General features: G+C 37.2%; 6 protein-coding genes. 3 read left to right on the top strand and 3 right to left on the bottom strand.

Annotated features, from left to right (window positions below; all coding sequences use genetic code 11):
- Nucleotides 1–474: 474 nt before the first annotated feature.
- The 3 genes from L2703_RS04310 to L2703_RS04300 all read right to left on the bottom strand — a co-directional run bounded on the left by L2703_RS04310 (nt 475) and on the right by L2703_RS04300 (nt 6,180).
- Nucleotides 475–1,917, bottom strand: coding sequence for a sugar porter family MFS transporter (locus L2703_RS04310; RefSeq protein ID WP_248969930.1), 1,443 nt, complete (start codon nt 1,915–1,917; stop codon nt 475–477).
- Nucleotides 1,918–1,938: 21 nt separating this feature from the next.
- Nucleotides 1,939–4,563 carry a glycoside hydrolase family 3 C-terminal domain-containing protein gene (locus L2703_RS04305; protein WP_248969900.1) on the bottom strand — a complete coding sequence of 875 codons (2,625 nt, stop codon included), beginning with the start codon at nt 4,561–4,563 and terminating at the stop codon, nt 1,939–1,941.
- Between the two features lie 435 nt (nt 4,564–4,998).
- Nucleotides 4,999–6,180, bottom strand: a complete 1,182-nt coding sequence (locus L2703_RS04300; protein ID WP_248969899.1) for a helix-turn-helix domain-containing protein — start codon at nt 6,178–6,180, stop codon at nt 4,999–5,001.
- A gap of 636 nt (nt 6,181–6,816) precedes the next feature.
- Between L2703_RS04300 and L2703_RS04295 the strand changes: the two genes are divergently transcribed.
- From L2703_RS04295 to L2703_RS04285, 3 genes are all read left to right on the top strand, one after another.
- Entirely contained in the window at nt 6,817–9,390 is a 2,574-nt protein-coding gene (locus tag L2703_RS04295; protein WP_248969898.1) for a glycoside hydrolase family 3 protein, read from the top strand.
- A gap of 66 nt (nt 9,391–9,456) precedes the next feature.
- Nucleotides 9,457–11,211 carry a glycoside hydrolase family 9 protein gene (locus L2703_RS04290; RefSeq protein ID WP_248969897.1) on the top strand — a complete coding sequence of 585 codons (1,755 nt, stop codon included), beginning with the start codon at nt 9,457–9,459 and terminating at the stop codon, nt 11,209–11,211.
- Between the two features lie 80 nt (nt 11,212–11,291).
- Nucleotides 11,292–13,400 (top strand): glycoside hydrolase family 52 protein, encoded by a 2,109-nt coding sequence (locus L2703_RS04285; RefSeq protein ID WP_248969896.1) that lies wholly within the window; start codon nt 11,292–11,294, stop codon nt 13,398–13,400.
- Nucleotides 13,401–13,802: the final 402 nt, after the last annotated feature.

The following is a 13,802-nucleotide window of genomic DNA, read 5'->3' as shown; positions in this document are numbered from 1 at the left end:
TTCGCTTTGAACCTACCCTGGATTTCAACGAAAAAATTATTACTGTTATTTAAGAGCTCACAAAGTTTAAAAATGACTAGATAAAATTATCAATGAGCAATGAGTATCTATCTGCTGGTTAATCAATATTTTATAAAGCATAATCAACATTTATGCTCGCTTCAATTGATACTTCAAGCTAGTTTAGAATTATTTTCTTTCGTTATAGCCTGTAATTATTCACAATATTTAATAAAACTGCTTGATTTATTAGCAATAATATTTTAAGGAACGAGATTTGTTAATTACCTTTCATACACATCCTAAATGAATAACGTTTGAAGTATTATGGAAAGTTATAAAGAGCAATACTTAATCCAATAGCATACCTGAACTTTGTTTTGGCGTCTTAGGTTACATTAGTGAAATTGATAGCCACATCGTTATAGTTGTGGCCATCATGCTTACTATTTAACCAAAGTTAATTGTAAAACTCTACATGCTTTCGAGTTGTTTACCTTTAGTTTCAACCACAAACCATAATACGAAGATGATTGAGATAAAGGAAAAAAGAGTGTAAATAGAATAAGTTATTGCTAATCCAATACTGGTTAGTAATAGAGGGAACGTCATCGTGATAACAAAGTTAGCTATCCATTGAGATAGACCAGCAATGGCTAGACCCGATCCCCTAATTTGATTAGGGAACATTTCACCCAACATAACCCACATTACCGGGCCCCATGATAAGTTAAAAAAGAACACGTATAAATTAGCATTAACTAATGCTAAAAATCCCCACTCTGCGAGTTGCAATTGTCCTTGCGCATCAACTGTTCCGTTTGCAAAAGACACCACTAAACCAATCAAGGAGAAACACATGCCTAAAGACCCGACTAACAGAAAAGGTTTACGTCCAATTTTATCTATTAAAAACAAGGTAATGACGCATGCAAGTATACTCACACCACCACTGATTATATTAATCAAAAGTGAGTCAGTTTCAGAAAATCCGACTGCTTGCCACAATACCGCTCCGTAGTAAAAGACCACATTGATACCAACTAATTGCTGTAAAACAGCTAGTCCGATACCTACCCATATTATCGGTTTCAACTTTTTAGTATTAGGCTGTAATACATCAGATAATTTAGGTTGATGTTCCGCGTCTAAAGATAATCTAATGTCTTGCCAAAGTGACTGAGCTTTGTGCGATCCAATCAATCTTGTTAATACAGCTATGCCCCCTTTTTCGTTATTTTTAATCGCCAAATAACGCGGACTTTCAGGAATTAAAAATAACGTAACTAAGAATAATATTGCAGGAATTAGTTCAACCCAAAACATCCAACGCCATGTTTCAATATTTAACCAAAATTCTGCTGATGATGAACCAGAGAATTTAACTAATGTATAGTTACTTAGAAATGAGATAAATAAACCAGAAATAATCGCAACTTGCTGAATAGACGATAACATTCCTCGTAAACGAGCTGGGGCGATTTCACTGATGTAAGCTGGTGTGAGTACCGATGCAGCGCCAACAGCTAAACCACCTAATAATCGGTAAAAAACAAACTCCCATGATGATGTGGCTATTCCAGAACCCAAAGCACTAATGATAAATAGTACTGCGGTCACAATTAAAATGCTTTTTCTGCCATAGATATCGGCACTTCGACCAGCAATAAATGCTCCCAAAGCACAACCTAACAGCATACTAGCAACATTAAATCCTGTTGCCACGCTGTCAGAGTCAAAGGCCAATTTAAGGCCATCAACCGTGCCATTAATTACCCCACTGTCAAACCCAAATAGAAATCCACCTATAGTAGCTACTCCAGCGATTAAGAATATTTGAAGTAGGTTTTCTTGACTAGAATGAGCATCTTTGGCAGATAAATCGTACGTTGCGGTTAATTTTTTTGTTATTGTCATCATTTTATTCCCTGAAATTGATTATTGAGGCAATAGTATTTCTGTTGTTAAATAACTACTCTTTGACATTTTTATTCCTTGTCCTGCTCCCATTGTCACAATTAACCGGCCTTTATAGGATTGAGCATTCCCATTATCATCAACATACATTAACTTATCTCGAGTTATAGTCATTTCAACCATCTTGTCGGATTTTGCGTCTATTGTTATGCGTTTAAAACTTACCAATTGTCGTTGCGGCGTTATGATAGGTGCGTCAGGCATACTCAAATAGACTTGTACAACTTCATCTGCGCTAAAGTTACTCAAATTAGATAAACTGGCATTAAGTATTAGCTCATTCGTTTCTGTATCAAAATTATGATCTAATTTGTTATAATGAATGTCGGCGTAACTTAGTCCATGGCCGAATGGGTATAGTACTTCACCTTGGTAATATCGATAGGTTCTGTTTTGCATTGAGTAGTTTTTAAAATCTGGCAAGTCGTCAACTGACTTATAAAAAGTAATTGGGAGTTTGCCAGAAGGGCTGTAATCGCCATACAACAATCGAGTTAATGCCGTTCCAGTTGCTTCACCTGGATAAAAACCTTGAATAATGGCATCAACGTTTTTATCTGCCCAATTAAGCGCCATAGCACTGCCACTCATGTTAACCAGCACTATAGGTTTACCTGTTTTTTTTAATTTTTTAAGTAATAATTGCTGACTTGCAGGTAAATTAATATGTGTCCTGTCACCATGTGAAAAACCATCTAACTCAAGTGGCATTTCCTCACCTTCTAAATTAGCGCTAATACCACCCACAAACACCACAACATCTGCCGAATTTGCAGCCTGCAGTGCATTATCAGTGAGGTTTTCAGAGTTATTTAACCAGGATAAACTGGCAGTTGGTTGAATAACATTACTGTGCCAATAGTGATTAAATTTAGCTTCAGCGGTAAATTCGTACAGCTTATTTTTATGTAAGGTGATCGCACCATCTACATTTTTACCATCTAATGTAAAACGTAAATTAGTGGCCTTAAAAAGGTAATCAGCTGTCTCCAGTGGTGTAAATAGTCCGCGCCACTTAACTGCAAATTCCTGTTCAATATCGTTATTTATTGGAGAACGTAGCCACTGATGGTCAATGTTTTCTTCAATGACTCTTTTTGTCGGTTGAATATCAAAATGATTACTTGGATAGTATTCTGCAATTAACCCTGGTTGTTGTTTTCCAGCATGATCAATATGAAAAAAATGATCGGCTGACACAGGTTTAAAGTGCGTATAAATGTTTGATGTCAAACTTGAGCCAGGAGAAAACAAAACGTTTTGCTTACCCAGACGTTGCTCTAATGCTTGCTTTGGCGTAACGGGGTTAATTGGCGTGCCATGATAATTACCAACTAATATCGTTTGGTTATCTGCATTTGGACCAATTAATGCAATTTTTTCGTCGCCTTTCAATGGTAATAGCGCATTATTTTTTAACAAAACTAACGACTTTTCTGCAGCCTCTTGGCTTAAAGCTAAGTGAGCCTGAGAACCAACAGCCTCTTTTGATATGTTTGAAAATGGAACATTTTCAGACTGGTCAAACATTCCCAATTTCACACGAGCAAATAATAAACGCTTTACTGCAACATCAATATCATCTTCAGTGACATAACCTTTCTTCACAGCCTCAGTTAAAAAACTAAATGTGTTTCCGTGATGATCGCCACAATTAAGATCGGTTCCTGCTTTCAACGCTATCGCCGCAGCTTCAGCTTCACTTGTTACGACATTGTGTGATTTTCTGTCGTAGAAATCGGCAATCGCACCACAGTCAGAAACCACATAACCATTAAACTTAAATTCGCCACGCAGTTTATTTTGTATTAACTCATTATTACCGCAAGCTGGAGTTCCATTAACACTGTTATATGCACACATTACCGACGCAACATTGGTTTCTGCAATGACATGTTTAAAAGCATATAAATAGGTTTCTGTTAGATCTTTGGCAGATGCGGTATAATCATCACTATGGCGAGATACTTCAGGTCCGCTATGTACTGCATAATGCTTAATAGTTGCAACTGATTTAAAATACTTATCGTTATTACCTTGCAAACCATTAACAAAATTTATTCCTATACGACTGGTTAAATATGGATCTTCTCCATAAGTTTCTTGACCACGCCCCCACCTTGGGTCTCTGAAAATATTGATGTTGGGTGACCAGTATGTTAATCCGGTATACATAGACCGATTGTTTTCAGCAATAAATGCATTATGCTTTGCTCTGCCTTCATCAGAGATGGCATTTCCAATATCATGAATTAAATCCTCATCAAAAGTAGCAGCTAACCCAATTGCCTGAGGAAAAACTGTTGCATTTCCTGCTCGCGCTACACCATGTAAAGCCTCATTCCACCAATTATATTCAGGGATACCCAACCGTTCGATTGTTGGCGATTTATCAAATAACTGACTAACTTTTTCTTTCAGTGTCATCTGTTCAACTAATAAGTTAACCCTTTGTTCAATAGGTAATGACTCATTTTTGTACACTAGTTCATTGTTCGGTTGATGTTGCTTGATATCAATATCAGTTGTACAACTTGTTAGCGATACACTTAAGGAAAGTCCCAGTAATAAATTATAATTATTCATATTGTTAAACACTGTTTATGATAAAAAAAATATCTTGCGGTATTAATTAACTCCTTTCGACAAAGAATCCGTAATTGACTAATTTGAACGTTCAAGTAAAAGTTGACACAATACTTGAACGTCACTCTGAATGTGAAAATGTGATACAAGGTAGGCTTCAGCGAATAAAATAATTTTGCATAAGAGTTTAGGAAGGTACAAGAATATGAGCTTTCAAACTACAGTTTTCGCAACATTTTACTTCATAAGTTAATGAAAAAAAGGCACAAAGATGGCGTCATCCTTGAAGTGTTGATTCAATTACTGTTATTGCTATAACTAGCTTTCACAATTTACACTGAGTTTATACGAACCAATTATAAATCATCGCTACATAAGCCAAACCAGCTCAATAACATGTAAAAACTGTTTTAGAAATTGTATATATAAAGATGCTCACACATCGTTATTCTGACCTTTCCAATAATTTTTTCTGTATTCTGTTGGGGTAACCCCAGTTACTTTTTTAAAGAAAGTATTGAAAGTAGCTTTACTATTGAATCCTGCCATGTCCATGATATCAAGCATAGTTGCTTTACGATTATCCATATACTTAAGTAAGTTTTTACTTTCTTCAATTCGATAATGATTAATAAATTCAAAGAAATTTTTATTAAAATGACGATTGATAATTGTAGATAACTGACGAGGCGCTATGTGTAGTTGATTTGCCAAATTTTCTAAAGTAAGCAAATGATTCAAATATGGTTTATTCGAAGTCATGTATTGCGTTATGTACTCTATTTGTTGTGGGTCAAAGTGGATTTCTTTGTCTTCATGCTCATTAGCTTTTAAATCATCTCTGAAGCCTTTAAAAATAGTCGAATAACCCGCACTAAAAAAAACTAAACCAGTGATGAGAAATAGTACAACATAATTTGATGTTAATCCTAGCGTCTCATGGTCAACAATAATGCCAATGTTATATGACATCACAATAGCTATTGCCACGAAAATTGCGTTAATATGAATGACAAAGAATCCAATAACCAGCACTTTTAGCCAGGTTAAATCTACACTTTCAATGTCTGCAACCTCTTGCTTTATGTGCTTATTGTATCTATGTAATTCTATCAAACAAAGAATGCTAAACACACATCGCAAAAATTCCCTTACCACATGAAGAACTCTGTCAATAATAGGTGTGGTTTGGAGGCTCTCACCAATCAAAATGGATAACTTTACACCATTATCAAGTATTAGCCATTGTGAAGTAAAATAGATGCTAAACAAAATAAAAGGTAAAAAATATATCCCATCTCTTAATTTCAGCTTGAAATCTTTATAAATGATCGATCGAATGTACAGTAATAATAAAGGAGCTTCAAGCCAATAGGCTAAACCAAAAGTGTAAAATAAATTAGGAGAAAGTTGTAATGCAAAAGGTCTAAAAGCTTCACCGAATATAATCAAGTTATCAAGAGGAATAGCAGCTTGAGTCAGTAAAAATGTGGCCAATAACATATGGCTAAGTCGCTTACCTTTTTTTAGAGTAACTAAAAAAAGAGAAAAGAGCAGACATAAAAATATAGTGAAAATTAATGCTAAATCATGTGTATTGAATAAGACTGTTTTCATTTACTTGTATGACCCTATTGACTGTTATTCGAAATTGAATATCACAGTTCTTTTTATATTTAGAAATGTTTGATTGACTAATGCCATTCAAACATTAACGCCCCCGACCAAGGCTGCCACATGAGTGTGTTTTTTTCGCTCACCATGCCACTACACTGGTTAACTTCAATCGTGACGCGATAATTTACTGAACAAATACAGTTGTTAAAACATACTAAAAGTGTTAGCAAAATGTTCACTGTTTCGCCCCCCCCCCAGAATCCATAACGTAATCAACAAACCATTTTAAAATTACGTATAGTAGCAGTTACCTTCCTTGAAACTGACTTAGTGTAAAACCATGGTCTAAATGCAATGATACATAACTTTTTAGCCAATGGATGACCATTTATAATTTTTTATCAAATCAGATCTAACGACAACCTTTAATTGTAACTCTATGCGTGTTTGCTCTTGATAACGCTAGTTCAGGCTTCTCATGTACAAATATGCCTGATTCTTTTACATAATTTGAGTATCAAAGCGTTCAAATACTCGAATTTACGTAAGGTTGAACGCCAAATACAATAACTTGAACGATTTACTTTAAAATTTATACAACAATTCTCTAACAGTATCTTTTGTCGTAGGTTAGTGATGAATAAAGTAAAGCAAATCGTGTTGTTAACGTCTTTTCTAGTTAGTAGTTTGAACTCTACAGCCTTTGCCAATGATTTAACATTATGGCCAGAATTAAAACCACCTATAGAAAAAAATCCTCAGATTGAAGATAAAATTACCACCTTGATTAACAAAATGTCACTTGAACAAAAAGTTGGACAAATGGTGCAGGCAGAAATCACTTGGGTCACAGCTGAAGATGTTAAAAAGTATCATTTAGGATCGGTGCTCAATGGCGGCGGTACTTTTTTAAATGGCAATAGGGCCGCTAAAGTGAGTGATTGGGTTGCATTTATGGACAAATTGTATTTGGCATCAATGGATACCTCTGATGGCGCGTTAGCCATTCCCGTAACCTATGGTATCGATGCCGTACATGGTAATAATAAATTTATTGGTGCAACTTTATTCCCACATAATATTGGTTTAGGTGCAGCCAATAACTCCCAATTAATACATCAAATTGGCGAAGCAACAGCTAAAGAAGTCTTGCTCGCAGGTATTGATTGGACATTTGCCCCCACATTGGCGGTAGCTCGTGATGATAGATGGGGACGCACCTATGAAAGTTACTCTGAGGACCCTGAAATTGTTGCTAAATACGCCAAGGAAATGATTGAGGGCCTCCAAGGCAAAGTATCAACCGATGAGTTTTTAAATGAAGACCACATCTACTCTACTGCTAAGCATTGGGTGGGAGATGGTGGCACTGTAGATGGAATAGATCAAGGTAACAATATTGATACAGAACAAGCCTTAATTGAGCAACATGCAGCAGCTTATCTTCCCGCAATTCAAGCAGGGGTTCAAAGTATAATGGCCTCCCATAATATGTGGCAAGGTAATAGATTACATGGCAGCAAATACCTGCTAACCGACGTACTTAAAGGTAAATTAAATTTTGACGGTTTTATAGTTGGAGATTGGAATTCTCATGGCAAAATTCCAGGTTGTACTAATGATAGTTGCGCTCAAGCGGTTAACGCTGGTTTAGACATGTTTATGGTCGTTGAAGATTGGCAGGCTTTTATCGTCAATACCGTAAAGCAAGTCAATAATGGTGAGATTCCTATGTCTCGTATCGATGACGCGGTACGAAGAATTTTACGAGTTAAAATACGCTCTGGGTTATTCGACAAAGGGCTACCTTCAACAAGAAAGTATGCTAACAAAATTGAATTTTTGGGCTCTACTGCACACAGGAATATCGCTAGACAGGCTGTTCGTGAATCACTTGTGTTACTAAAAAACAATGACAACATACTCCCACTAAGTCCGAGTAGCAAAGTACTTGTTGCGGGTGACGGTGCAGAAAATATGAGTAAACAGACTGGTGGGTGGACAATTAGTTGGACCGGTGAAGGTAATGTTAAATCAGATTTTCCTGGAGGAACATCAATTTATGATGGTATTAAGTTAGCTGTAGAAGCTGGCGGCGGTTCCGTTACTCTCAGCCCAGATGGCCGTTTTGATACTAAGCCTGATGTCGCAATTGTGGTATTCGGCGAGGAGCCTTATGCAGAGTGGATTGGAGATATTAAGTCAATTGCATACCAGCAACAGACCCATCGCGATGCAAAACTGCTGGAGTCACTGCAAGCTCAAGGAATTAAGGTTGTGAGTGTCTTTCTATCTGGCAGACCCTTATGGGTTAATCGTGAGATAAATGCTTCCGATGCTTTTGTAGCGGCTTGGCTTCCTGGTAGTGAAGGGATTGGAGTAGCAGATGTGTTATTTAAAAATAACAATGACGAAATTCTACATGATTTTACAGGCAGACTCTCATTTTCGTGGCCTCAATATGCGTCGCAAGTTGTCTTAAATCGTTTCGATAAAAATTACAAACCGCTGTTTCCATATGGCTATGGATTAACTTACAAAGATACATCAAACCTTGCTCAACTCAACACCGAAAATGACTTTACAATGAGCGTTGATGAAGACTCCCCATATATCGTTATGCGAGGACGCACTAATGATAATTGGCAATATCAGTTGCGTACTAATGGCGTCACCACGGATATAAACACAGCCATTACACAGATTGACGGTTTTTCAATGATTGAAGCTGATAAAAACATTCAAGGAGACGCCAGAGAGTTTACTTGGGATGGTAACAATGATGTGGCTGTATTAGTTGGATCGAACTGGTTCCGAGAGGACTTATCTAACTATCTCTATAATAACAGCAAACTCACTTTTGAGATCCGTGTTGAAGATCTTCCTACTGGTCCTTTGTTGGTTAAAATGGGCTGTGGTGGTGAGCTCTGTGGAGAAATAGATATAACACCTTTGTTAAGTAAATTATCGTTACGGAGTTGGAATACAGTATTCATCGATTTGCAGTGTTTTGCTAATGCCGGTGTTGAGTTTGAAAGAATGAGTTCGCCCTTTGCACTTGAAAGTAAACACGCAGCCAAAGTACGGGTAACAAATGTTCAATTAGTATCTAGCGGAACTGATGCTACTCAAGCCAATTCGGTCATTACCGATGCTATAAATGCCAATTATTTAGATCCTTATTCTGCCCATGTTAAATGTAAACAATAACGATCGGCACTGGTTTCATCATTAATTAACGCTCGAAGCGAACATTAACATTACCAAGGGTAACATATGCGACATATTAATTATTCTATACTTATCTTACTAACATTTTTTGTAAGTGCATGTGGAGGTGGAAGTGATGGAAAAGAAGAACCTCAAGTCAATCAAGCTCAATTACCACCAGAGCCGATTAGTAAGGCAAAGATTAAATTAAATCAACTGGGATACTTACCCAACGCAGTGAAGATAGCCATTGTACCGAATACGAATCAAGCAGAGTTTACACTGGTATCTATGCCATCAGGCAATATTGTATTTGCTGGCACATTATCAGCCGCATTAAGTTGGCCACTTGCTGGTGATGATAAATTTAAGCAAGCTGATTTTTCCTCATTTAGCACCGAAGGTTCTTATATTATAAGAGTTAACGGGTTAGAAGACTCAAGTATTATAAACATTAACACTAACGTTTATTCAGCTCTACATGATTCAGCATTAAAGTTTTACTACTTCAATCGCGCAAGCACTGCGATAACATATCCTTATGCTGATCAATGGTCCCGCAATGAAGGACATAGTGATGATAAGGTAATGGTTCACACCTCTGCGGCAAGTACACAACAACCTGCAGGTTCAACATTTCCTTCAACCAAAGGTTGGTACGACGCAGGTGATTATGGAAAATACGTGGTAAATTCAGGTATCGCGACTTACAGCCTACTTGCCGCATATGAGCACTTCCCCGCTTTCTATCGAGATAGAGAGATTAATATTCCTGAATCTGCCGATAGTGTACCAGACATTCTCAATGAAGTTTTATGGAATATAGAATGGTTGACCACTATGCAATCTCCTGATGGAGGCGTTTACCACAAACTGACCACTTTAGATTGGCCTGGATTAGAGATGCCAGATGAAGACACCAGAGACCGCTATGTTATTGGTAAGTCGACAGCTGCAGCACTAGATTTTGCGGCAATATTGTCAATGGCAAGTCGTATCTATCAGCCTTATGAAAGTACCTTCCCGGGCAAAAGTGAGCAATGGTTAAAAGCGGCAGAAAAAGCATGGCTGTGGGCACTTGAAAATGAAAATCAGCCATATCGTCAACCACTGGATGTTACTAGTGGTGAATATGGTGATTACACATTTAACGATGAGTTTGCTTGGGCTGCTTCAGAGTTATTTATGACCACCAAAAAGATTAAATACCTTGAAAAATATATGGAAACAGCAGAGCAGCCATCGGTACCGTCATGGGCTAATGTGTCTTATTTAGCAACAAGTACATTATTACTAATAGGTGAAGAAGATATTGAACCGAGTTTATATCAAAGCTTAAAAGAAGCTCAGTTAGCATTAGCCAATAATATTGTTGCTCAGCATAAAAATAATCCTTATCGAGTTGCCATGGTTGAAGCTGATTTTGTTTGGGGCAGTAATGCTGTGGTACTAAACAAGGCACTAGTGCTTCTACAAGCATACCGTTTGTCAAAAGAGGCTATATATAAGCAAGTGGCATTAGAGCATGTAGACTATATCCTCGGCCGTAATCCTACAGGATATTCATATGTCACTGGTTATGGTAACAAAACTCCTCTGTTTCCACATCATAGAATCAGTGCCAGTGATGGTATTGATTCCCCTATTCCGGGCATGTTGGTTGGCGGTCCACATAATGGAAATCAGGATGGTTGTGTCTATCCAAGTCAGCATTCTGCTAGTGCTTATCTAGATGATTGGTGCAGTTTTTCAACTAATGAAGTTGCTATAAATTGGAATGCGCCTCTGGTTTATGTACTTGCTGCTCTACTTGATCAATAGACGCTAACTTAAAATACAAATAGACGTGTCACTTACCGTGGCCAAATTTTTAAATTCTACTTAATTGACAGTTGAATATTATGAATAACTTTTTTAATGCACATCACTCCCCAATAGGTGCTTTTGCCTCGTTTACGTTAGGATTTCCTGGTGCAAAAGGCGGGATTGGTCAGGAGCTTGGAAAACCTGCCAATCAAAATATTTACATTGGACTTCAAGATATCGCTAAAAATGAATTTACCGCGTTACCGTTCTTCCAACCGACTCAAAATAAATTAGCCGATTTTGCCAATTTTGACGATAAGCCATATGACGATAGCAAATATCTTAAAAGCTACAACAAACAAGATATTGAACGTCAATACCAAATGGCAACAGATACTTGGCGTATTGACGAACTCTCGTTTTCAATCATCTCACCTGTTGAGAGTATCGAAGATCCAGCTCAAGCAAGTGAGTCTGAACTCAAAGAGGTTCTACTACCAGCAGTATTTGTTGAATTGACGGTAGATAACACCAACAGTCAACATCAAAGAATGGCCTTTTTTGGTTACGAAGGTAATGATCCCTATTCCGCCATGCGTTTTTTACAAGATTCAAATAGCGAGCTAATCGGAATAGCTCAAGGAAATGGTACTGCAATTGTCAGTTGTGACAGTAATCATCAAAGTGAGTTATCTACCCAAATCGTGACGGCAAGCGGCTTATCAATTGAGCATATTTTGTTTTCAACTTCCCCCGAAGCTAATCAGTTCTCTATTGGAACAACCAAAGCATTTTTACTCACAGTTCCAGCTGGTGTAACACAAACCTTTCGTTTTGCCGTATGTTTTCATCGTTCAGGCGTGGTAACAAGTGGACTTGCGAGTCAATATTTTTACAATAGATATTTTACGACAATTGAAGCTGTTGCAAGCTACGCCAAACAACACCATTTAGCACTTATTAATAAGTGGAAAAAAAGTGATTCATTGGTTGATAATATTCAACTTTCAGACGACCAGCGTTTCATGTTGATCCATGCCACTCGAAGTTACTATGGCAGCACACAGCTCTTAGACATTCAACATAAGCCGCTTTGGGTCGTTAATGAAGGGGAATATCGAATGATGAATACCCTTGATTTGACAGCTGACCACCTATTTTTTGAACTCAAGATGAATCCATGGGTGGTCAAAAATGTGCTTGAAATGTTTATTGAGCGATACAGTTATGAGGATGAAATACATAACGGTGATGGTAACAAGTATACTGGTGGGCTCAGTTTTTGTCATGATATGGGTGTGGCAAATGTGTTTGCTAAACCACAACATTCAGCCTATGAAGTTTATGGCAATAAAGGCTTATTCTCACACATGACCTGTGAGCAATTAGTCAACTGGATATGCTGCGCTAGTACTTACACCTTTAAAATACAAGACTTCGACTGGGCTGAAAAACAACTGAATATTTTTGAAGCGTGTTTAAATAGTTTAGTCAATCGAGATAATCCGCTCGCTTCGGCCCGAGATGGTGTAATGAGCTTTAACAGTTGTAGAACCATAGAAGAAATTACCACCTATGACTCTTTAGATGCATCTTTAGGCCAAGCATGCCGTAATATTTATTTGGCCAGTAAAACTTGGGCTGCTTACATATTAATGCATCGTTTATTTTTGCAATTAGGCAAATATTCATTAGCAGATAGCGCCATTAAACAAGCTGATTTATTAGCCAATACCTTATATTCATCTATTAACGAGCAAGGTTTTATTGCCGCAGTTTTAGACGGTAGCAACCAATCAAAGATCATACCTGTGATTGAGGGGCTTGTTTTCCCCTACTTTTCCGGCATTTTGCATGAAGTAGAACAGCGCCCTTCGACGAAGGCACTAATAAATGCATTAACTAAGCATTTTAATGTTGTTATAAATAACGGCTGTTTATTTGAAAATGGCGGTTGGAAATTATCTTCAACCAGTGAGAACTCGTGGTTAAGTAAAATTTATTTATCACAATTTATTGCCCGTAAAATATTAAAAATTGACCTTGCATCGAATACAGCATTAGCCGATAGCATACACGTTGCTTGGTTAACCGATGAAGAATTAAGTTACTGGGCATGGAGTGACCAAATTGTTGCAGGTAAAATATCGGCGAGTAAATATTACCCTCGTGGTGTAACCGCTTGGTTATGGTTAGAAGAGTAATTATTTAGGTAGTCCACGTCCTAGTTAAAAGTTGTGTATTAACTTGCAATAGGTTTACTCTTACCAAGTTAATACACCACAATCCAAGTGTATCCGCAGTTGTACGTTTTCTATTTTTATTCACTGCGATGCTAACTTAAATAATAGTTCAAGTGATCTCTATGGTATGAATTCAGGAATTAACTTCATTGCTAACCCAAGTGCCATTTCTGGTATTAATATCATTTTTATTTTTGTTCTCATTACTGAGGTTTAAGCCAAATTTTGTAGCGTGTAACGCGTTAAAATAACTCTAAGGCTACAAAATGCGTCTATCTATCTGCATAATCATGAATTTGAACGTTCAATGTTGATGTTTTGTTAAATATAGAACGATTATTAAAAATTTTTTATCTAGTCTGA

Origin of the sequence: Shewanella basaltis (genome assembly GCF_023283885.1) — a bacterium.
Lineage (GTDB): Bacteria > Pseudomonadota > Gammaproteobacteria > Enterobacterales > Shewanellaceae > Shewanella > Shewanella basaltis.
This window is presented reverse-complemented; position numbering and strand designations above follow the sequence as displayed.